At 71.8% G+C, this 22,006-nt stretch carries 18 protein-coding genes; 11 read left to right on the forward strand and 7 right to left on the reverse strand.

The window, feature by feature from the left end; genetic code table 11:
• The first annotated feature begins 52 nt into the window (after window positions 1-52).
• Together OG928_RS28495 and OG928_RS28500 are read left to right on the forward strand one after the other, a co-directional pair.
• Window positions 53-1,252, forward strand: a complete 1,200-nt coding sequence (locus OG928_RS28495) for an amidohydrolase (RefSeq protein WP_406288911.1) — start codon at window positions 53-55, stop codon at window positions 1,250-1,252.
• Between the two features lie 200 nt (window positions 1,253-1,452).
• Window positions 1,453-1,869, forward strand: coding sequence for an SRPBCC family protein (locus OG928_RS28500; RefSeq protein ID WP_406288913.1), 417 nt, complete (start codon window positions 1,453-1,455; stop codon window positions 1,867-1,869).
• A gap of 507 nt (window positions 1,870-2,376) precedes the next feature.
• On the opposite strand, the gene OG928_RS28505 is transcribed toward OG928_RS28500, so the two are convergent.
• Window positions 2,377-3,288, reverse strand: a complete 912-nt coding sequence (locus tag OG928_RS28505; RefSeq protein WP_406288914.1) for a SigB/SigF/SigG family RNA polymerase sigma factor — start codon at window positions 3,286-3,288, stop codon at window positions 2,377-2,379.
• A 182-nt stretch (window positions 3,289-3,470) separates the two neighbouring features.
• On the opposite strand from OG928_RS28505, the gene OG928_RS28510 reads away from it, so the two are divergent.
• Window positions 3,471-3,875, forward strand: a complete 405-nt coding sequence (locus tag OG928_RS28510; protein ID WP_406288917.1) for an ATP-binding protein — start codon at window positions 3,471-3,473, stop codon at window positions 3,873-3,875.
• A 20-nt stretch (window positions 3,876-3,895) separates the two neighbouring features.
• Here OG928_RS28510 and fhuB read toward each other — a convergent pair whose 3' ends face one another.
• Window positions 3,896-6,151 carry a Fe(3+)-hydroxamate ABC transporter permease FhuB gene (gene fhuB, locus OG928_RS28515; protein ID WP_406288920.1) on the reverse strand — a complete coding sequence of 752 codons (2,256 nt, stop codon included), beginning with the start codon at window positions 6,149-6,151 and terminating at the stop codon, window positions 3,896-3,898.
• Between the two features lie 270 nt (window positions 6,152-6,421).
• Here fhuB and OG928_RS28520 point away from each other — a divergent pair, with 270 nt between their 5' ends.
• The 6 genes from OG928_RS28520 to OG928_RS28545 all read left to right on the forward strand — a co-directional run bounded on the left by OG928_RS28520 (window position 6,422) and on the right by OG928_RS28545 (window position 11,844).
• Window positions 6,422-7,207, forward strand: coding sequence for a 2,3-dihydro-2,3-dihydroxybenzoate dehydrogenase (locus tag OG928_RS28520; protein ID WP_406288922.1), 786 nt, complete (start codon window positions 6,422-6,424; stop codon window positions 7,205-7,207).
• Between the two features lie 293 nt (window positions 7,208-7,500).
• Window positions 7,501-8,691 (forward strand): isochorismate synthase, encoded by a 1,191-nt coding sequence (locus OG928_RS28525; RefSeq protein ID WP_406288924.1) that lies wholly within the window; start codon window positions 7,501-7,503, stop codon window positions 8,689-8,691.
• A gap of 35 nt (window positions 8,692-8,726) precedes the next feature.
• Entirely contained in the window at window positions 8,727-10,382 is a 1,656-nt protein-coding gene (locus tag OG928_RS28530; protein ID WP_406291276.1) for a (2,3-dihydroxybenzoyl)adenylate synthase, read from the forward strand.
• A 117-nt stretch (window positions 10,383-10,499) separates the two neighbouring features.
• On the forward strand, window positions 10,500-11,132 hold the full coding sequence (locus OG928_RS28535; protein WP_406288926.1) for an isochorismatase family protein: 633 nt from the start codon (window positions 10,500-10,502) through the stop codon (window positions 11,130-11,132).
• Between the two features lie 8 nt (window positions 11,133-11,140).
• Complete coding sequence (locus tag OG928_RS28540; protein ID WP_406288927.1) at window positions 11,141-11,371, forward strand: phosphopantetheine-binding protein; 231 nt, start codon at window positions 11,141-11,143, stop codon at window positions 11,369-11,371.
• Window positions 11,372-11,466: 95 nt separating this feature from the next.
• Window positions 11,467-11,844, forward strand: a complete 378-nt coding sequence (locus tag OG928_RS28545) for an RNA-binding S4 domain-containing protein (protein ID WP_406288929.1) — start codon at window positions 11,467-11,469, stop codon at window positions 11,842-11,844.
• Between the two features lie 156 nt (window positions 11,845-12,000).
• Here OG928_RS28545 and OG928_RS28550 read toward each other — a convergent pair whose 3' ends face one another.
• From OG928_RS28550 to OG928_RS28565, 4 genes are all read right to left on the reverse strand, one after another.
• Window positions 12,001-13,590: an APC family permease gene (locus OG928_RS28550; protein WP_406288930.1), complete on the reverse strand. Its 1,590-nt coding sequence runs from the start codon at window positions 13,588-13,590 to the stop codon at window positions 12,001-12,003.
• A 211-nt stretch (window positions 13,591-13,801) separates the two neighbouring features.
• Window positions 13,802-15,022: a Cmx/CmrA family chloramphenicol efflux MFS transporter gene (locus tag OG928_RS28555; RefSeq protein WP_406288933.1), complete on the reverse strand. Its 1,221-nt coding sequence runs from the start codon at window positions 15,020-15,022 to the stop codon at window positions 13,802-13,804.
• A gap of 205 nt (window positions 15,023-15,227) precedes the next feature.
• Complete coding sequence (locus tag OG928_RS28560; RefSeq protein ID WP_406288935.1) at window positions 15,228-15,809, reverse strand: TetR/AcrR family transcriptional regulator; 582 nt, start codon at window positions 15,807-15,809, stop codon at window positions 15,228-15,230.
• A 113-nt stretch (window positions 15,810-15,922) separates the two neighbouring features.
• Complete coding sequence (locus OG928_RS28565) at window positions 15,923-16,573, reverse strand: TetR/AcrR family transcriptional regulator (RefSeq protein ID WP_406288936.1); 651 nt, start codon at window positions 16,571-16,573, stop codon at window positions 15,923-15,925.
• 257 nt (window positions 16,574-16,830) lie between these two features.
• Here OG928_RS28565 and OG928_RS28570 point away from each other — a divergent pair, with 257 nt between their 5' ends.
• Together OG928_RS28570 and OG928_RS28575 are read left to right on the forward strand one after the other, a co-directional pair.
• Entirely contained in the window at window positions 16,831-17,484 is a 654-nt protein-coding gene (locus OG928_RS28570; RefSeq protein WP_406288937.1) for a TIGR03086 family metal-binding protein, read from the forward strand.
• Window positions 17,481-18,362 carry an alpha/beta hydrolase gene (locus OG928_RS28575; protein WP_406288940.1) on the forward strand — a complete coding sequence of 294 codons (882 nt, stop codon included), beginning with the start codon at window positions 17,481-17,483 and terminating at the stop codon, window positions 18,360-18,362. The genes OG928_RS28570 and OG928_RS28575 overlap by 4 nt, the downstream gene beginning before the upstream one ends.
• A gap of 100 nt (window positions 18,363-18,462) precedes the next feature.
• Here OG928_RS28575 and OG928_RS28580 read toward each other — a convergent pair whose 3' ends face one another.
• Entirely contained in the window at window positions 18,463-21,753 is a 3,291-nt protein-coding gene (locus tag OG928_RS28580) for a S8 family serine peptidase (protein ID WP_406288942.1), read from the reverse strand.
• Window positions 21,754-22,006 lie beyond the last annotated feature (253 nt).

The raw sequence follows: 22,006 nt of genomic DNA on the forward strand, positions 1-22,006 counted from the left end.
TGGATATCAGGGTGCCCCTGAGGGAAGAAAACTCGATGAACCGGAGCAAAGTATGAGCGCGGCCGAGCAAGCGGATCGCGGCGCGGAAGCCGTGGGTGGGGGCGCCGATCGCGCCGCGATCCGGGGGCGTGTCGAGGGTGCCCGCGACGAACTGCTCGCGCTGAGCCGGCGGATCCACGCCCACCCGGAGACTGCGTTCGCCGAGCACCGGGCCGCCGCGTGGTGCGCGGATGTGCTGCGCGCACACGGCTTCGCGGTCACCGCGCCGGCGTACGGCCTGGACACGGCGTTCGTCGCGAGCATCGGCTCGGGCCCGGTGACGGTGGCGATCGTGTGCGAGTACGACGCGTTGCCGGGCCTCGGTCACGCGTGCGGCCACAACCTGATCGCGGCGGCCGGCGTGGGCGCGGCGATCGCCCTCGGGTCGGACGCGGACCGCCTGGGCCTGACGGTGCGGGTCGTGGGCACCCCGGCCGAGGAGCGCGGCGCGGGCAAGGCGCTGCTCTTGGACGCGGGCGCGTTCGACGGCGTGGACGCGGCGATGATGGTGCACCCTTGCCCGTTCGAGGTGGCCGAGTTCCGCTCGTTCGCCCTCGGCACGCTGTCGGTCGAGTACATCGGCACGGGCGCGCACCCGAGCCTGAACCCCGAGGACGGTCGCAGCGCGGCCGACGCGCTGACGGTGGCTCAGGTCGCACTGGGCCTGCTGGGCAAGCAGTTGCCGTCGCACTGGAAGGTGCACGGCATCACGACGGCCGCCGGCATGTCCCCGAACGCGGTCCCGGAGCGTGCCACCGCGGAGTACGAACTCCGCACCTCCGACGCGGTCGACCTGGCCGAACTGCGCTCGCGCGTCGAGGCGTGCTTCCGAGCCGGCGCCCTGGCGATCGGCTGCGAGGTGCGGCTGACCCGCCCCGAACCGGACTACCTGGACTTCCGCACCGACCCGACCCTGATCGCCCTGTGGCGCGCCAACGCCCGCGAACTGGGCCGCCCCGAACCGATTCGACGCGACCCCTTCGCCTGCACGGACATGGGCAACGTGTCCCACGTGATCCCCTCGATCCACCCGGTCCTGGACATCACGGCCGGCGCCTGCGGCCCGCACGAGCCGGCCTTCGCCGAAGCCGCGATCTCCCCGGCCGCCGAACAGGCCCTGACGGACGGCGCAATCGCGATGGCCTGGACGGCGGCGGACTACGCGACCCTGCGCCAGGACGCCCTCACGAACAGGACACCGGGCGCGAAGTAGCCGCGCCGCCGCTCGATCGGCGGTCGGGGCTTCGGATTCTCGGCGAGACGCGGGTGTTGCTCGCAGCCGGGGGCGCGGCCGGCAACCACCGGCAACAACAGGCGGGGTGGGGGAGTGATCCGCTCCTTGACGATTTGATCTCTGCATAGATAATCTCTGTGCAGGTTAATCGGGCATGATGAGCAGAGAGAAGAAGCAGCATGTGGGTTCACGAGCACGTGATCGAGACCGATGTGGCCGTCGAGGCGATCTGGCGGGTGCTACGGGATCTCGACAACTGGGCGCGTTGGGACACCTCGATGGAGGCGGTGTCGATCGAGGGGCCGTTCGAGGTCGGAACGCGGGTGTCGATGACGCCGACGGGGCAGGAGACCGTCCGCTCGGTCATCGTCGAGATCAAGGAGAACGAGGTCTACGCCGACGAGATCGACATGGCCGGTGTGAACTTGCGCTTCAGTCATACCCTCACGCGGCTGCCGCATGGGGGCGCACGCGTCGTTCACCGGCTCGAGATCACCGGCTCCGCCGCCGATGAGGTGGGCCCCGAGCTGGGAGCCGCCATCACCGAGGACTTCCCCGAAGCCATGGACGCGCTCCTGGCCTACGCCGCGTCGTGACCCGACCCGCTCCCACGGTGACGTGAGAGTCTCCCGGGGTTGAGCTCTCGCGACGAGGCCGGCTCGGCCGCGCGATCACCGCGCTGTGTGTGACGAGAGGAGCGTTCCGCGGGGCACGGTGCCCTCGGGGATATCGCCCCGAAGGAGTAGGCCGATGCCCTCCCCGTCGTCGACTCGATCGCCGAAGCATCGGCGGAGTCTCTCGATGCCGCGGACGGTCACCTCGCGTGGGCCGTCCGCCGTGCACAGCCAAAACCGGTCGCCCACGGTGACCGCGGCCCCGTCCAGGCGACCCGTCACGACCAAGCCTCGACCCGGGATCGCGAACGAGTCCTCAACGCGCAGCTCGACCATGGGCGACGATGCTACCTCTCGGCCGGTCCGATGCGGCGTCGGCGTCCGTGGGCCGACGGTTGTCCGTCGAAGCCGGATCAACGGCTGCGGCGTCTGTGTGCATACGCCAGTCAACGGGCCTGTGCCGCACAGACGTTGCTCGTCCGGTGCGGGTCATTCGGCGAGGAGTTCCGTGCGGAGCCTGGTCAGGATGCGGTTGAGCAGGCGGGATACGTGCATCTGTGAGATGCCCAGGCGTTCGCCGATCTGAGCCTGGGTCAGTTCCTGGCCGAAGCGCATCGACACGATGTCGCGGTCGCGTTGCGGGAGGGCCGCGATGAGGGGCTTGAGCACATGCAGGTTCTCGGCGGTCTCGAAGCCGGGATCGACGAACGAGGCGCGGGCCGCGTAGATCTCGCCCGGCCCGTCGGCGCCCGCGGGAGCGTCGAGCGAGGACGCGGCGTAGCCGGCCGACGCGGTGAGGCCCTCGGTGACCTGCTCGGTGGTCAGGCCGAGGCGCTCGGCCAGTTCGCCGGCGGTGGGCTCGCGGTCGAACTCGGCGGCGAACGCGTCGCGGGCCTTGGCCAGTTCCAGCCGCAGTTCCTGGAGGCGACGCGGGACGTGTACGGCCCAGCTGGTGTCCCGGAAGAAGCGTTTGATCTCGCCCGAGATGGTCGGGATCGCGAACGTGGGGAACTCGGTCCCGAACGACGAGTCGAAGCGGTCGATGGCCTTGATCAGCCCGATCGTGCCGACCTGCACCATCTCCTCGGTCGACTCGTGGCGCGAGCGATAGCGGGCGGCCACGAACCGGACCAGGGGGATGTTGAGTTCGATCAGCGTGTTGCGCACGTACTGGTACTCGTGGGTGCCTTCCTCCAGCACCTTGAGCCGATCGAAGAGCACCTTGGACATCGCCCGCGCGTCGCCGGCCGTCACCTCGGCCGGGTCGTCGATTACCGGCAGCGCGGCGGGAGAAGCGGCGAGCGAAACCTCCGACGCGGTGTCGGCGTCGGTGTCGCTGCCGGCGTGCGCGTGGATGCCGGTGGTTGTGGACACGGTCGCGGTCGCGGTACTCGGGTTCATCTCGGCGTCCCCTCTGTGTACATGGCGTCGGGTGCGCGCATAGTGCCCGGCCAAGTCTCTCGTACACCCGTTCCCCGCAGGAAGTTGTCTCTCGGTGCCGACTCGGACCGACTGTTGGATCGGGCGGAAGCGGGCACAGTCATCCTTCGACACCCCGCCGTCGAGGACGCTTGGGAGGAACCGTGGCTGAGGGTTCCCGGTACGCATCGTCCGGTGTGCGATGGCAGGTCCCGCGCCGGCACGGTGCGCTCGCGCAGGCGCGGGCCGCACTGCACGGCACGTTGGCCGGCTGGGGCTGGCCGAGTGAGCGGATCGACGTCGTCGTCCTGGTCGCGTGCGAGCTGCTGACCAACGCGCATCGGCACGCCGGCGGCGACGCGGGGCTCGCGGTGCGGGCCACCAAGCGCGGGATCTGGTTGGCGGTCGACGACGGCGAACGCGCTGTGCCGGTGCGCAGGGACACCGGGCCCGAGGTCGAGGGTGGGTTCGGGCTGCACATCCTCGACACCGTCGCCGATCGGTGGGGCGTGGCGGCTCGCGCGGACGGCAAGGCGGTCTGGGCCGAGATCGATCGTGTGGTCGCGTGAGGCAGCGGCCGGGATGCTTCTCAGGCCCGCGTCGCACTCGATCGACCGAGGAGGACCCACAGGAGGAACGGCCCGCCCAGCACGGTGCTGACCACGCCGACCGGGATCTCGGTGCCGTCGAGGAGTGTGCGGCCGAGAGTGTCCGCCAGCACGATCAGGATGGCGCCGACCAGCATCGAGCCGAGGATCGGCACCCGAAGCGGGCCGGCCAGCCGACCCGCTATGACCGGCGCGGCCAGGGCGATGAAGCCGACCGGCCCGCAGATACCGACCGCCAGGCCGGCGAGGCACACCGCGGCGACCAGGCAGATCATCCGGATCCGGGCCGGATCCACGCCCAGCGACGCGGCCGTCGAGTCGTCGAAGCGCAGCACGTCGAGTTTCCGGCCGAGCACCAGCGCGAGCGGTACGAGCGCGGCGAGGCCGATCAGGACCGGCACCGCGACGTCGTAGCCGCGCCCGTTCAGGCTGCCCGAGGTCCATACGTACAGCGCGCTCGCCGAGTTGAGTGAGCGGCGGGACAGGACCACCTGCGTGATCGCGGACGCGAGCGCGGACAGCGCGAGCCCCACCACCAGGACCCGGTAGCCGCGTCGGCCCAGCCCGCCCGCGACCGCCGTGACCACCACGACGGCGACCATCGCGCCGATCGGCCCCGCCCACCACGCGCCGAAGGTACCGCTCGCGCTGAACGTCACGGACAGCAGTACGGCCGCCGTCGCGCCGTCGTTGACGCCGAGCAACTCCGGTGTCGCCAGCCGGTTTCGGGCCAGCGTCTGGGTCAGGCAGCCCGCCACGCCCAGGGCCGCGCCGGCCGCGACGCCGGCGATGATCCGGCCGAGCCGGAACTCCTGGACGAGCAACACGTCGAAGCGGTCGCCGGTGCCGAAGACCGCGTTGAACGTACGGGTCAGGCCCATCTCGCGCTGGCCCGCGTACACCGACAGCACGACCGCGGCCACGAGCACGACGCCGAGCACGATCGTGGTCAGCACGGCCCGGCTCGGCAGCAGCAGGGACAGGCCGCCGCGACGGATCACCACGTGCTCGGGCAGCGTGCGCAGCCGCCGCGGCAGCCGGGCCGCGACCCGCTTGGCGAGCGACAGCCGGGTGGTCCGGGTCGCGACCTCGGCCACCGCGGGGTCGGTCATGCCCAGCGCGCCGAGTCGCCGCGACCGGACCACGCCGATCAGCAACGGCGCGCCGATCAGCGCCACGATCACCGAGACCGGGGCCTCGAACGGCCGCGACACCACCCGTGCCGCGATGTCGGACGCGGTCAGCACGGCGGCGCCGATCAGTGCCGCGAAGCAGATCTGCGCGACGATCCGCGGCCCCGCCAGCGTGCGCGCCAGGAAGCCCGCGAGCAGGCCCAGGAAGGAGATCGGCCCGACCAGCGCCACCGCGGAGGCGGTGAGCAGCGTCACCGCCAACGCGACGAGTACCCGGGTCGTGGACGGCCGATGGCCGAGCCCGCGCGCGAGGTCGTCGCCGAGCACCAGGGCGGACAGCGACCGCGACACGAACAGCGCGACCACGAACCCGACCGCGAGCACCGGGGCCAGACCGCCGAGCGACTCGTAGCCCTGGATGCCCGCGAGCGAACCGAGCACCCAGAACCGGAAGTTGTCGTACGCCTCCGCCGAGTTGACGATCAGCACATTGGTGATGCCGCCGAACGTCGCGCTCAGCGCCGCACCCGCGAGCACCAGGCGCATCGGCGAACCACCGCCGCGCTGCCCGGATATCGACAGCACCAGGACGCCCGCGACGGCCGCGCCCGCGAACGCCCAGACCAGATAGCCGAATCCGGTCTGCACCCCGACCAGGGTGATCCCGAGCACGACGCCGAGCGAGGCACCCGCGTTGACGCCGAGCAGACCGGTCTCCGCGAGCGGGTTGCGGGTGACGGTCTGGAGCAGGCAGCCGGCCGTGCCCAGTGCGGCGCCCGCGAGCAGCGCGGTCAGCGTGCGGGGGATCCGCAGATCGCGGATGACCAGCGTCAACCGCGTGTCGTCGCGCGCGTCGTCGCGGTTGAACAGGTAGTCGAACGCGCCGTCCGCGCCCACCTCGCCCGCGCCCACCGACAGCGATACCCCGGTGAGCGCCAGCACGAGCGCGACCAATGCGATGGCGGAGATCAGGACCGTGCGCCGACCGTGCGGACGCCTCGACAAGGCGTCGGGGCGATCGTCCGAGGGCTGATCGGACGTCGCGTCCGAAAGGTCGTCAGGAAGACCTTCCGACTTTTGCAGGATCGGCTGATGCACAGTCATAAGGTGAGGCTAACCTAAGATTCGAGTGCTCTCCGAGGTGCTCTCGGGTGCGCATCGACCGGGTTCGATGGCGGGTCCGGTGGCGGTCCGACGTCGGAGTCGGCGGCGGGATCGACGGCGGAGATCGCCTCCGGATGGACGGGGAAAACCGGCCATGCACGGGGTTTCAGCTGATTTGGGTACATCTCCCGCAGGCGTCGACCATGAGTACGAAGTTAGGTTAGGCTCACCTAAGTTCCGATCAGGGTTGTGCTTGTCGAGGGGAATTTCGTGCAGCCATCAGACCTCGCCGGCCGCGTAGCGGTGGTCACCGGCGCCGCCCGGGGCATCGGCGCCGCCGTCGTCCGCGGGCTCGTCGAACACGGGGCGATCGTCGCCGCCACCGACCGCGATCCGGTCGGCGTCAAGAGCCTCATGGCCGACGACGACACCGGCTCCGTGATCGCCTACCCGCTCGACGTCACCGACGCCGCCGCGGTCACCGCGACCTTCGCCGCGATCGAACGCCATCTCGGCCCGATCGCGATCCTGGTCAACGTGGCCGGCGTCCTGCACACGTCGCCCGTGCCCGAACTCACCGACCGCGCCTGGGCCGACACGTTCGCCGTGAACTCGACCGGCGTCTTCCACACCAGCCGCGCGGTGGCCGGCCCGATGGCCGAGCGGGGCGCGGGCAGCATCGTCACCGTCGGCTCCAACGCGGCCGGCACCCCGCGCACCGGGATGGCGGCCTACGCGGCCTCCAAGGCCGCCGCGACCATGTTCACGATGTGTCTGGGCCTCGAACTCGCCCGCAGCGGCGTGCGTTGCAACGTCGTGTCGCCCGGCTCCACCGACACGCCCATGCAGCGGAACCTGTGGACCGACGCCGACGCCGACGCGCCCGCCCGCGTCGTCGACGGCGACCTCGCGACCTACCGCACCGGGATCCCACTGGGCCGGATCGCCGACCCCGCCGACATCGCCGATGCCGTCGTGTTCCTGGCCTCCGACCGGGCCCGGCACATCACGATGCACAACATGTACGTCGACGGCGGCGCCACCCTGCACGTCTGACCGGCCGTCAGGACCGGTGCCACGGCCCGCTCGCGACCCCCCACCGGTACCGCCACGACGCCCCACCGATCGACCGAGCGCACCCGAAGCCCAGCCGAAGCCCGAGTCGAAGCCCGAGTCAAGCCGAGTCGAAGCCCAGCCGAAGCCGAGCCGAGCGCCCACCGGCCCGGCCGAGCGCCCTTCGACTCGGGCCGGCACCCCCGGCCCAATCCGGTGCGTGCACCCGGCCCAACCCACCCACTCCGCACCGCCCACCCGGCACCGTCCTGCCGGTGAACCAAAAGGAGCCCCAGGTGACGACCCCAGAAGCCACCGGCCTCGCCACAGTGGGCGCGGCCACCGCGCTGCTCGACGCCTATCGGCCCGGCAGCGCGCGCTTCTTCGCCTCACCCACGCGCACGCTGCTCGCGCACGGGGCACAGGCCGAAGTCGCGCACGACGCCCGGCCGCTGGCGATCCGGGTCGCCGAGACGCTGGACGCGGCGAGCCCGGTCGGCGGCCGGGCCCCGATCGTGCTCGGCGCGGTCCCGTTCGACCAGAGCGCCCCGGCCGCGCTGGTCGTTCCCGACGCCGCCACCTGGGGCCCGCCGCTGTCCGCCGACCCGCTGATCGCGCTGGCCGCCCCCGCGCCGGCCGCGACCGCCTGGGACATCCGTCCCGTGCCCGCGCCGGACGTGTACCGCGCGGGCGTCGCCGAGGCGGTCCGCCGAATGCGCGCCGGCGCCTTCGACAAGGTGGTCCTGGCCCGCACGCTCGAACTGCGCTCGCCCGACCCGCTCGACATACCCGTGATGCTGCAACGCCTGGCCCGCCGCGACCCGCAGGGCTACACCTTCGCGGTCCCGGGCGTGACCCCCGGCCGCACGCTGCTCGGCGCGAGCCCCGAACTCCTGGTCTCCAGGGACGGCGACCGCGTCGTCGCGAACCCGCTGGCCGGCTCCGCCAAGCGCAGCACCGACCTCGCAGAGGACGTCCGACGTGCGATGGCCCTGCTCGAATCCGAGAAGGACCTGCACGAGCACGCCGTCGTGGTCGCGGCCGTGCGCGCCGCGCTCGCGCCGTACTGCGACACGCTGGAGGTGCCCGACCGCCCGACCCTGGTCTGCACCGCCGCGATGTGGCACCTGTCGACCACCGTGACCGGGACCATCCGGGGCAACGAAAGCCCGGCCTCCGCACTGGAGTTGGCGTGCACGCTGCACCCCACGCCGGCCGTGTGCGGGACGCCGACCGCGATCGCGCGGGACACGATCGCCGACCTGGAACCGTTCGACCGAGGGTTGTACACCGGCATGGTCGGCTGGGGGGACGCGAACGGTGACGGCGAATGGGTCGTCACGATCCGCTGCGCCGAGGCGGACGCGGACACGCTGCGCCTGTACGCGGGTGCGGGCATAGTCGAGGCGTCCTCGCCGGACGCCGAAACCGCGGAGACCGAGGCCAAGTTCCGCACGTTCCTGCACGCCGTGGCGGACGAGCGATGAGCGCGCCCCGCATCTCGACCGGGAAGACCCCCACCATGAACGTCCCGACCGCGAACGTCCCGGCAGCGAAGATCCCGGCCCCGACCTGGCCCGCCGAGTTCGCCGAGCGCTACCGCGCCGCGGGCTGGTGGCGCGGCGAGACCTTCGGCGGCATGCTGCGCGAGCGCGCCGCCGCGCACCCCGACCGGATCGCGATCGTCGACGGCGACCGCCGCTGGACCTACCGCGACCTGGACGAGCGGGCCGACCGACTCGCCGCCGGACTGCTCGCGTGCGGGATCGGCAAGGGCGACCGCGTCGTCCTGCAACTCCCCAACGTGGCCGAGTTCTTCGGGATCGCCTTCGCGCTCTTCCGGATCGGCGCGCTGCCGGTCTTCGCGCTGCCCGCGCACCGCGAGACCGAGATCACCTACTTCTGCGCGTTCTCCGAGGCCGTCGCCTACGTGATCCCCGACGTGTCCGAGGGCTTCGACCACCGCGCGCTCGCCGCCAAGGTGCGCGCGGGCGTGCCCACCCTCAAGCACGTCCTCGTCGTGGGCGACCCCGGCGAGCACACCGCGCTCGCCGACATCGAGTGCGACCCGGTCGATGTCGCCGACCCGCCCCGCCCGGACGAACTCGCCTTCCTGCAACTGTCCGGCGGCAGCACCGGCGTGCCCAAGCTGATCCCGCGCACGCACGACGACTACATCTACTCGCTGCGCGGCTCCAACGAGCTCTGTGCGGTCGACGCGGACAGCGTGTACCTGTGCGCGCTGCCCGCCGCGCACAACTTCCCACTCAGCTCACCCGGCACGCTCGGCGCGTTGTACGCCGGCGCCCGGGTCGTGCTGTGCCCGCGCCCGACCCCCGACGTCGCGTTCGCCCTGATCGAGCGCGAACGGGTCACGATCACCGGCGTCGTGCCGCCACTCGCGCTCGCCTGGACCGAGGCCGCGCAGCGCGGCGGCTTCGACCTGAGCAGCCTGCGCGTGCTCCTCGTCGGCGGCGCGAAGTTCAGCGAGGAGGCCGCACGGCGGATCACCCCGGCCCTGGGGTGCACCCTCCAGCAGGTCTTCGGGATGGCCGAGGGACTGGTCAACTACACCCGGCTCGACGACCCGGACGAGATCATCGTCACCTCGCAGGGCCGGCCGATCTCTCCGGACGACGAGATCCGGATCGTCGACGACGCCGACGTCGAGCTTCCGGCGGGGGAGACCGGTCACCTGCTCACGCGCGGCCCGTACACCATCCGCGGCTACTGGAACGCACCCGAGCACAACGCGAAGTCCTTTACCGAGGACGGGTTCTACCGCACCGGCGACGTCGTGCGGATGCTGCCGTCCGGGCACCTCGTGGTCGAGGGCCGGGCCAAGGACCAGATCAACCGCGGCGGCGAGAAGGTCGCGGCCGAGGAGGTCGAGAACCACATCCTCGCGCACCCGTCCGTGCACGACGCGGCGGTCGTCGCGGTGCCGGACGAGTACCTGGGCGAGCGCACCTGCGCGTACGTGATCCTGCGCGCCGGCGCCGAGCCGCTCAAGCCGGTCGCGATCCGCCGCTTCGTGCGCGAACGCGGCCTCGCCGGCTACAAGGTCCCCGACCACGTCGAGTTCGTCGACACCTTCCCGTATACGGGCGTCGGCAAGGTCAGCAAGAAGGACCTGCGCGCGGCGATCGCCACGGGCCTGGCCCGGCACAGCGACTGACACCGGATCGGGGGCCACCCCGGAATACGAAACCGGCACCCACCGCACTCCACGCCCCGCACCCGCACTCCGCCCCGCCCCGCCCCTCACCCGACATCCGAAAGGCCGCACACCCTCATGGCCCTGCCGAAGATCGCCCCCTACCCGATGCCCGACGCATCGGACCTGCCGACGAACCGGGTCGAGTGGAGCGTCGACCCGGGGCGTGCCGTGCTGCTCGTGCACGACCTGCAGAACTACTTCCTGTCGGCCTTCGAGCCGGACGCGTCGCCCGTCACCGAGCTGCTCGCCAACGTCGCGCGGATCAAGAGCGAGTGCGACCGGCTCGGCGTACCGGTCGTCTACTCGGCGCAGCCCGGCGGCCAGACCGCCGAACAGCGGGGGCTGCAACAGGACTTCTGGGGTCCGGGCCTGCCGGACGACCCGCACGCGGCGGCGATCGCCGCACCCGTCGCGCCGGGGCCGGCCGACATCGTGCTGACCAAGTGGAAGTACAGCGCGTTCGCGCGCACCGACCTGCGCGAGCGGATGCGCGAACTCGGCCGCGACCAGCTCGTGATCGTCGGCGTGTACGCGCACATCGGGGTGATGACCACGGCGTGCGACGCGTGGATGCAGGACATCCGGACGTTCATGGTCGCGGACGCGGTGGCCGACTTCACCGAGGACAACCACCGCATGGCACTGCGCTGGGCGGCCGCGAACTGCGCGGTCGTCACCGATACCGAGTCGCTCTTCGCGGGGAAGTAGACAGACCCATGGCCCTGACCCTCGACCTCATCCGCGCCGACGTCGCCGACATCCTCGGCGAGGACCCGGCGGACATCCCGGTCGACGAGAACCTCGTCGACTACGGCCTCGACTCGGTCCGCGTGATGGCCCTGGTGGAGCGCTGGACGCGCGCCCACGGCGTCACCGTCGACTTCGCCGACCTGGCGGAGCGGCCCACGCTGGAGGGATGGACCGAACTCCTGGCACCGGCAGCGTAGATTGCGGCCGATCTCGATCCGGGGGGCGCCACCACGCGGGACGGACCGTCCGGTCTCCGGTCCCGATTCGCCCCGGGGGGTTCTAGAGTCGGGGGATGGGAACGACAGACGAGGGCACCGTACGGGTCGACAGTTGGATTTGGTCCGTGCGGATGACCAAGACGCGGTCGCTTGCCGCCGCGGCCTGCAAGGCCGGGCATGTGCGGGTCAACGGGGACCGGGTCAAGCCGGCTCAGTCGATCAAGATCGGCGACGAGGTGCGGCTGCGTCAGGACGGCTTCGAGCGGATCGTCGTGGTCAAGCGGATCGTGCGGAAGCGGGTCGGCCCGCCCGTGGCCGCCGAATGCATGACCGACAACAGCCCGCCCAGGCCCCCGCGCGAAGAGATCGTGGTGGTCGCCCGGCGCGACCGCGGCGCGGGCCGCCCGACCAAGCGCGACCGACGCGAGCTGGAGCAGTTCCGGGAGCGCTGACCCGAGCGCTACGCCGAGCGCCCACCCCCTGAGCGCCCACCCCCTGAGCGGCCACCCGCTGAGCACGGAACCGGGCGCCGGACCGGACGCGCACCCGTGCGCGGCACCGAGCGCCGACCCGTGGTGGGCCCGCCGACGCGGGCCCACCACCGGCGGTCACGGCTCGGTCGGTTCGACCGGCTTCGGTGCCGGCTCGCGCACCGCCGCCGAGCGCGGCAGCGTCTCGCCGCGGAAGAAGGCCGGCCGGGTGAACCGGCACACCAGCATCAGCACGATGCCCAGGAGCAGCGCGCCGATCCCGGTCAGGAACACCCCGCCCAGCGCCCAGTGCGGCGGGAACGGCAGGGTCCAGTAGGTCGTGCCGTAGTCCTTGTCCGCGTACACCCGGGACGCCTCGATGAAGAAGTAGGTCAGCAGCGCGCCACCGAGGCCCGGCATGATCCCCTTGGTCCACAGGTCGCGCGGGCTGCGCGTGAGCACGTGCCGGTAGTACCAGACACACGCGAACCCGGTCAGCGCGTAGTAGAACGCGATCGCCAGCCCGATCGAGCCGATCGAGTCGGTGAGCACGTTGGTACTGACTCGGGTGATCACGACGTAGAACGCCACCGACGCGATCCCCATCCCAACCGTCGACCACGTCGGCACCATGTTGCGGCTGTGCATGCGCGCGAACTTCTCCGGGATGGCCCGGTGCGCCGCCATGGACAGCGCGGTGCGCGCGGTGGGCAGGATCGTGGTCTGCGTGGACGCGGCCGAGGACGTCAGCACCATGAACACGAGCAGCTTGGCCATGAACCAGCCGACGCCCTCGGTGCCGAACACGCTGTCGCCGAGCCCGGACAGCACGTCCCCGGAGTTGTCCGGGTTGGCCAACCCGCCGCCCGTTTCGCCGGCGCCCGCGAAGGCCAGCGCGGAGGTGCTGCTCAGTACGTAGATCAGCAAAAGGAGCACGGTCGAGATGATCGCCGCCCGGCCGGGGGTGCGTCGGGTGTCCGCGGTTTCCTCGTTGATCGCGACGGCAGTGTCCCAGCCCCAGTAGATGAAGACACCGGCGAGTACGCCCTTGGTCAGCGCGTCGATCGAGTCGATCTCGAACGGGTTGAACCACGACCAGGCGACGTGCTGCGACCCGTCGGGGGCGTTGCCCAGGTACACCTTCCACAGCGCCGTGAGGCCGAGGGCCACGAGTACGACGACCTCGATCGTCAGCAGCACCTTCTGCAGATTGGCCGACAGTTCGATGCCGACGTAGCAGATCCACGTCATCAGGATGATCCACGCGACACCCGCGACGGTGGTCCAGAAGGTGTCCTCCGCGAGGCCGTACGCGCCGATCAGTTGGAAGCCGTACTGTCCCGCGATCTGGGCCAGATTGGCCATCACGATGACATCGGCGACGATGATCCCCCAGCCGCCCATCCAGCCGCTCATCGGGCCGAACGCGCGCGTGCCCCAAGTGAATGTGGTGCCGCAGTCAGGGTCGGCCTCGTTGAGTTCCTTGTAGCCGTAGGCGATCAGGAACATCGGGATGAAGGCCAGCACCATCACGATCGGCGCCTGTAGGCCGACGCCCGCCACGATGATGCCGAGCGTCGCGGCGATGCTGTAGGCGGGTGCGGTGGAGGCGAGACCGATCACGACGCTGGACGCCAGCCCCAGCGCGCCGGTCTTGAGACCCTTCTCACCGGCTCCGCGACCCAGCGGGCCAGGGTCGGCGGGTCTTGCGGGGTCGATTGTGGCCATGGCTAACCGTCCTGTCCTAGCGGGCAGTTTATTCGGGTTTGACCGAAAACGGACCATCGGAAACGGACCATCAGGTTAGACCCGCCACAGACCCGACCGGGAGTCCTGGAGGCCAGGAAAATCAAGGGAACTGATGACATGTCAGCCTGCCGCGAAGGCCCCGTCGCGGGAGGCGACGGGGCGGTTGCGTCGAGACGTCGCAGGGTGCCGGTCAGACGGACAGGCCGGCCGGTTCCTTCGTGGCCTCGGCCGGCCGCGGGTCGGCGACCGCGCCCGCGCCCGCGGAGGTCGGGCGCGCGTGCGAGTCGGCCCACGCGGTGGCGAGTGCGGCCAGGCCCAGGACCACGCCGACCCAGGCGACCGCCGCGTAGTCGAAGCCCGCCGCGATGACCCGCCCGCCCAGGAGCGGGCCGATCGTGATGCCGACGTTGAACGACGCCGTGTTGGTCGCGCCCGCGAGCGTGGGCGCGTCGGACGCGATCGCGAACACCCGGGCGTTGACGGCCGGATTGGCGGCGAAACCGCTCACGCCGAGGATGAAGATCAGGACCAGGGTGATGGGCAGGTTCTCGGCGGTCAGCGCGAGCAGCAGGGACGAGCCGACGATCCCGCCGATGCTCGCGTACAGCGTGCCGAACGGGTGTTCGTCGGCCACGCGCCCGCCCACGGTGATGCCGACCACCGCGCCCACGCCGTACCAGGACAGCACCAGCGGCACCCACGCCTCGCCGACGTCGGTCGTGTTGGTCAGGATCGTGCCCAGGTAGCTGAAGGTGGCGACGAGCGCGCCGAAGCTGAGGGCGGTCGTCGCGTACGCCAGCCACAGCCGCGGTCGGCGCAGCGCCCGCAGTTCGGTGCGGACCGAGCGCGGCGCCTCGTGGGTGGCGTGCCCGCCGGGCAGGACGGCGTACACGGCGATCGTGCTCAGCGCGGTGAGCACGGCGACCGCCCAGAACGCGGCCCGCCAGCCGGCCCAGTTGCCGATCATCGTGCCGAGCGGGAGGCCGACCACGGTGGCCAGCGAGAGTCCGCCGGCGACCACGGCCATCGCCTTGGCCTTGGCGTTCGGCGCGACCAGCCCCAGTGCCGTGACGGCGGCCACGGCCCAGAACCCGGCGTACGCGACGGCGCTCACGAAGCGGGTGACCAGCACGAGCCAGTAGCCGGGCGCGAGCGCGCCGACCACGTGGCCGAGGATGAACACGGCCTGGAACGCGATGAGTGCGGTGCGGCGCGGCCATTGCAGCGTCGCGACCGCCAGTAGCGGCGCGCCGACGACCATCCCGATCGCGAATGCCGAGATCAGCAGGCCGGCGTCGGGGATGGACACGCCGAGGTCCTTCGCCATCGTCTCGAGCAGGCCGGAGAGCATGAACTCCGAGGTGCCTTGCGCGAATATGCCTAGTCCGAGGATGTAGACGGCCAGGGGCATGGTGGAACTCCCGAGTTTTAGAACGGTCAGTACAAAATGCGGGCGTGCGTGATGAGCGGACCCGAGGTGTCGGGACCGGGTTGTGCGACCGGATGGTGTCGGGCAGGCGTTCTCCGGCCGGGCGTTCTCCGACCGGGCGTCGCCGGGTGTCGCCGAGTCGGGCGTCGCCGGTCCGGGGCGGATTCCCGCGGATTCCCGCGGATTCCTACAGGGCGGTCAGGGTCGTGTTCGCGATCGCCTGTAGTCCGGCGCGGTCCACGCCGCTGCGGGAGGCGAGGCGGATGGCCGACACCGTGCCGATGACCGCGTGCGCGAGCGCCCCGGCGTCCTTGTCCCGGGCCACGTCGCCGTCGAGGCGGCCGGCGTCGATCGCGGCCTTGATCGCCGCGAAGCGCCGCTCGTAGTCGTGCTTGAGGAGTGCGGCCACCTCCGCGTCGCGGCCCGCGAGTTCGATCGCGGTGTTCACGACGAGACAGCCGCGCCGGTCGTCGGTCTTGTCCACCTCGTCGGTGATGATCGCCTCCAGCAGGTCGCGGATCTTGTCCCGCACCGGCCGATCGGCCTCCAGGTCCGCGATCTGCGTGGTCGACATGTGATCGGCGTAGCGGGCGAGGGCGAGCAGGAACAGGTCGCGCTTGCTCTTGAAAGTGTTGTAGATGCTGCTGCGGCCGAGACCGGTCGCGTCGCACAGGTCCTGGGTCGACGTCGCCTCGTAGCCGGCGGTCCAGAACGCCTGGAGGGCGGCTTCCACCGCCTGCTCCTCGTCGAACTTCCTCGGTCGGGCCATGCGAAGACGCTAACAGGTTTTGTACAAGCCAGTCCAATACTCGGTTTCGACGACCGATTCCCGCTCGCCCCGGATCCGCCGGGCGCTGCGTCGGGTCGGGGTCGAGTGTGTGGTCAGGGGGTGAGCTCGGCCGCCAGCGTGGTCGGGTCGGTGGACGCGGACAGCAGGCGGGAGCGGACGGCGGTGGCGGCGCGCTCGTAGACGAGGGTGTCGTCGTGCAGGACGCTGACGCCGTTGGCGGTTTCCAGGAACGCGATGATCTCGAAGACGAGTTGGGCCGAGTCGAGGTCGGCGGGCGCGGCGCCGGCCCGCTTGGCCGCCTCGATCTCCCGGGTCAGGGTCGCGCGCCACAGCCGCCACGCTTCGGCCAGCGAGTCGCGCACCCGGCCGGGGCGCCCGTCGAATTCGGCGGACGCGTGGAAGAAGAAACAGCCGCCGGGGAAGACCCGGTCGCGCGAGTAGGCGATCCACCGGTCGACCAGCTGCCACAGTCGGATCAGGCCGGGGGGTGTGGCCCGCACGGGGGTCAGCACGTGCTCGACGAAGACGTCGCTCGCCGCGGCGATCGCCGCGAGCTGGAGTTCCTCCTTCGAGCCGAAATGCGCGAACACGCCGCTCTTGCTGATCTCCAGGTCTCCCGCGAGACGGCCGATCGACAGCCCTTCGAGCCCTTCGAGCGAGGCGATGTCAGCGGCCCGGCGCACGATCGTGAGCCGAGTGCGATCGCCCTTCCGGACCCGCCCATCGGTCGGCGACGCACTCACCACTGCCTCCACCTCCACGGGTTCGACGTATGACGCGACGGCGCCCGAGGTGCGGCGACGCGGATGACGCGACACAACGAAGGACGCGACACAACGAAGGACGCGACGAAACGGTCGGGCGACCGATCGTGGTCGATTATCTCCCGGCCTTGACAGTCCCTTCGTACTCGATAAATAGTACGACCGTTCGTGCAATTTCGCTCATCGTCCACGGTGCCCGCCGTACGACGTGGCCCATCGGCTCAAGGGGGACACCCATGACCGTTTCGAACGCCCGCGCACGGGACACCCGCGCCTTCGACATCCACGGCTTCGACATCCACAGTTTCGACATCGGCACCCTCGACATCCGGGCGCTCGACCGCCACGCGACCGTCGTCGCGCTGGACGTGCTCCGGCTCGTCCGGCGTGAGCACCTGGAGCTGTTCACCCCCTGCGCGGGATGGACGCTGCGCGACCTGCTCGGCCACCTGGTCGCGGAGAATCGCGGTTTCACCGCGGCGGCGGCCGGCTCCACCGATCCCGCCGCGTGGCACGACGACTCGCTCGGTGCCGAACCGTGGACGGACTTCGCCACCTCGGCGATCGTCCTCACCGCCGTGTTCGCGGCCGAGGACCTCCTCGAACGCAAGCTTCGGATCCGGGAGCTCGGATTCCTCCCGGGGACTCTCGCGATGGCGATCCACTTCGTCGACATCGTCGTGCACACGTGGGACATCGCACGCACGATCGGCTCCCACCGGGCGATCGAACCCGAACTCGCGCTGGCCGCGCTGGAGTTCGCCCGGCAATGGGAATCGGTCCGGCCTCCCGGCGCGTTCGGCGTCGCGGTCGAGGTGCCGGCGGACGCGTCCCCGGGCGATCGCCTCGTGGCGTTCCTCGGCCGCACACCGTTCGGGCGGACGGCGTGAGCGCGGGCGAGGCCGCCGCGCGGACCACGCTGCGGGCGGCGACCGCGCTGTCCCCGAAGGCGGCCGGCGCGCTCGCCTACCGGCTGTTCAACCGCCCGTTCGGGCGCGGCCGGGTCCGCCCCGCCGAGCGCTCGGCGCACATGTTCGCGACCGTCGACACGCTCGACGTCGGCGGCAGACGGGTCGTCACCTACCGCTGGGGCGACGGCACCGATCCGGTCCTGCTGCTGCACGGCTGGCAGTCGCGGGCGTCGCGCTTCGCGCTGTTCGTCGAGGAGCTACGGGCCCGCGGGATGACCCCGATCGGCTTCGACGCGCCCGGGCACGGGGATTCCGGCGGCAAGCGCACGACGGTCCTCGACTACGCCGAGATCGCCGGTCGAATCCAGGACCGGCACGGGGACTTCCGCGCGATCCTGGCCCATTCGTTCGGCGTGCTCGGCGCGTTCCAGGCGTTGCGCTCGGGGGTGCGGGCCGACCGCGTGGTGGCCGTCGGCGGGGTGTGCGACATGGAATACCTGCTCGACCGGTTCAGTGCCGGGCTCGGCCTCGATTCGCGGGTCAAGGCGGCGTTGCGGGCGCGGGCCGACGCGCGGTTGCTCGCGCCGGAGTCGGACATCTGGCAGCGCTTCTCCGCGTCGCACGGACCCGAGACGATCCGCGTGCCGATCCTGGTCGTGCACGACGAGGACGACGACATGGTGGTGGCGGACCAGGCGCATCGGCTCGTCGCGGCATACCGGGACCGGGCTCGGCTGTTCGGTACCAAGGGCCTCGGCCATCACCGCGTGCTGGGCGACGCCGCCGTGGTCGCCGAGGTGTTGCGCTTCCTCGAACCGGCGCCGCGACCCGAGCCGGTGTGGGGGTGCGCGGCCTGAGATCGGCGCGGGTTTCGCCCGCGGCGCGGGGGCCGCGGGTCGCGGGCCGCGGGAGCGTCGGCAGCCCGCGATGTGGGGCTCGCGACGTGCGGCTCGCGATCTACGAGCTGCGCAGTGCGTACGCCCGGTCGATGGTCTGGGTCAGCGTGTTCCCGGCGGCGTCGCGTGCCGTCGTGCGCAGGGCGATGAAGCCGTCACCGCCCGGTCCGCCCGGGGGCAGTACGGCGACGAACCGTCCGCCGCCGACCGGCAGGGCCGGCAGTCGCCGCCACCCGAGGTCGCCGCCGAACGACGCTTCGATGGTGAACGCCCGTACGTCGGGGGCGTTTTGGCCGGCGCCCTCGACGGCGATCCGCAGCACGGCCGGCCGGTGTGCCGGTACGCGGTCGTCCAGGCCGAAGTCCCCCTCGACGCGGGTCGCGAGGAGCGGCACGACATGCCGTGCGCACTCTCCCTCGTCGGCGGGTCGGGCGGACGAGAAGGTCCACTCGGCCCGCACCCTCGTCGAGGTCGCCGCGTCCCCGCGGTCCGCGTCGAGCCGCATCGTGTACTTCGCGCCGCCCTCGCTCAGGCCGCCGAGCTCCGCCCACGACGGGTTGTAGCTGGTGGACAGCTCCTGACCGCCGCTGAGCAGCGTGACCTGTCCGCTCCACGGTTCGGCGGTCGCCGTTCCCGCGTGCCCCCGGGCCGAGGCCGCGAACGGCGAGACGGCCGCGTACAGCAGATCGCCGCAGCGGACGGTGTCGTTGGCGGGCGCGAGCACCGCGCCGTTCCACGCCTCGACCGTGCGCCGGCCTGCCGTGTACCGCGTGCTCGGCCCGGTCTCGCTCGCGCCGTCGACGCCGAAGACCCCGTACCAGGACAGTCGCGGACCCGCCGAGAAGTACTCCGTCGTGGTCGCGGGCATCGGTACGTCGTGGAACCAGCCCGAGGCGTGGGTGGAGCCGTCCAACGCCGAGAGCCGGGACATCGAGGCGTCCCGGGTGCCGTTGCGGCCGTGTGTCCGCACCTCCACCTCGGCCAGGTCGCGGGTGCGGACGCGGAAGGCCGGATCCGGCGGGACTCGGCCGTCGTGACTGAGTGTCAGGTTGTAGGTCGTCGTGGCGTTGCCGAGGAACTCACGCATGACCAGTGCGTACGGACGTGACGTGACCTTCGGGGTCGGCACCGCGTACAGCGGCGTGTCCGGATTGGTGGCCATCACGTCGCCGCCGTGTTCCTGTCCCGCGATCCGTTGGACCAGGGACAGTCGCCGTACGTCGACGCGCACCGACGGGTCGTCGAGCGCGACCGTCACCGGCTTTCCGGCGCGGGCGTCCAGGGTGAGCGTGGTGTCGCGGGCGACGGTGACCTCCGGTCGGCCGGCGATCGTCCAACTGGCCGCGCCCGCACCGGCCGGAGTGCGGATCATCGAGTCGGCGGAGAACCGGCCCTTCGGCACCCGGACCACCAACGCGCCCCCGTTGTACGAGGGTTCGTAGCCGATACCGGTCTCGAGGTCGGTGAGATGCACTACCCCGGACTCGAACGGCGCGCCGGCGCGGTCGCGCAGGTCGAGCGTCACGTCGTACATCTCGGCCTCGGCGTACGCGCCGACCGCGACCCGAACGGCCGAGCCGCCCGGGCCGGTCGCGAGCACCGTCGCGCCGAACGGGCCCGCGCCCGGGGCATCCGGAGTGAAGGTCAGCGTGGCGTCGGCGGTCCCGTGCGCCGGCACCGTGACGCGGGTGGTGTCCAAGGCGATCGAGGCGGGACCGTCCACGCGCAGGTCGAGCGCGATCGGGGCGGTGCCGTCGTTGCGGTAGGTCACGGTGTCGGTGACGGGCCGGGTGAACGGCCACTTCGCGAACAGCGAGACGGTGCCCTTGCTCGGGTACACGTTCTGACTCACCGCGCGGGCCACGTCGACCAGGCCGGTGCCCTGCGCGAAGACGCCGAGGTCGGAACTGGGGGTCGCGGTCCCGATCAGCGCGGCCTTGAGCCGATCCGCGCGCCAGTCCGGGTGTCGCTGCGCGAGCAGCGCGGCGGCGCCGGCGACGTGTGGGGCGGCCATCGACGTGCCGTCGACGCGCGTGTAGTGCTCGTCCAGCGGCTCGCCGAGTTCGGTGTCGGCCGCGCGGGCGGCCGCGATGCCGACGCCGGGCGCGGTGAGTTCGGGCTTGACCGCGTTGTCGCCCAGTCGGGGGCCTTGGCTGGAGAAGGGGGCCAGGGAGCCGTCGCGGTCGATCGCGCCCACGGTCAGCGCCGCGTCGGCCGCACCGGGGTTGCTCACCTTGCCGCCGGTGCGGCCGTCGTTGCCGGCCGCGACCACGAACAGGGCGCCGGTGGAGGCGGTGAGGTTGTTCAGCGCGAGCGAGGTCGGATCCCGGCCGTCGCCCGGGCCGCTGCCGAAGCTCATGTTGACCACGCGGGCACCCTGATCGGTCGCCCACTGCATGCCGGCGATGGTGGTGGATTCGGTGCCGAAGCCGGCGTCGTCCAGGACCTTGCCGATCAGCAGCCTGGTGTCGGGGGCAACGCCCTTGTACGCGCCGCCGGACGCGGTGCCGGCTCCGGTGATGATCGAGGCGACGTGGGTGCCGTGACCGTTTCCGTCGCGGGGTCCGGCCGGGTTGTCGGTGAAGTCGGCCGCCTGCTCGACGGCGTCGAGCAGATCGGGGTGGCCGGCGTCGATTCCCGAGTCCAGCACCGCTGTGCGCACGCCCAGGCCGGTGTGGCCGGCCTGCCACGCGGCGGGCGCGCCGATGCGCGGGACGCTCCGGTCGAGGTCGGCCGCCACCTTGCCGTCCAACCAGATCCTGGTCACCCCGGGCGCCGCCGTACGCGCCTGCGCCGAGCCGGCGGTGACGGACTGCCAGAACTCCCCGGCGGTGGCCTTGGGTTCGGCCACCGCCCGGGCGCCGATGCTCGGTAAGTCCAGGCCGCGCCCCCGCGCGAGCGTGGCCGGGCCGCCGGTGGACTGCACGATGAGCGGGAGGGTCGACCGTGACCGGTCGTCGTATCCCGCCCGGACCAGGCCGGTCACGTCGAAGAGCCGGCCGTCCAGCACGCCCCGGCCGAGCAGGGCCAAGGCATCGGCGGGCACCACCGAGACCGCGGCACCCTTGCGCTGCTGGGTGAACGACATCCCGGCGCGGCCCGGGCCGGGCGTGACGGACACCGCGTCGCCGCCGTCCGGGAGATGGTCGAGCCGAACCCGGTCACCCGTCAGCAGCGTGACGGTGTCGTGCGTGCCGCCCGGCCGCGCGGTGTTCGGCGGCGCGCTCGGGGGTCCGTTCGGGGGTTGGGCGGCCGCGGCTCCGCCGCTCGCGCCCAGCGTCATCGCGATGGCGAACGCGGCGAATCGGGCGCCGGTTCCGCGCCGACGGATCTGCTTCGGGTTCTGGTGCACGGCATCCTTTCGTCGCCCCCGGACGGCGGATGCGCGTTGCCCGACCGCGGACTCGGTGAGAGCTTCGGCGTGCGTGGGCGGTCACGGCGCGAGATACCGGACCGTTCGCAGCGTCGCCGGATCGACGGTCGAAGAGAAGCCACCGCGCCAAGACGCGACCGATCCGTTGCACAGCGGGACCGTTGCACAGCGGGACCCGAAGGGGCGAGCCGGTGCCGTGGCCGGAAAGGTTCACCGCTTCTCGGCGCCCGAC

Origin of the sequence: Embleya sp. NBC_00896 (genome assembly GCF_045207785.1) — a bacterium.
GTDB lineage: Bacteria > Actinomycetota > Actinomycetes > Streptomycetales > Streptomycetaceae > Embleya.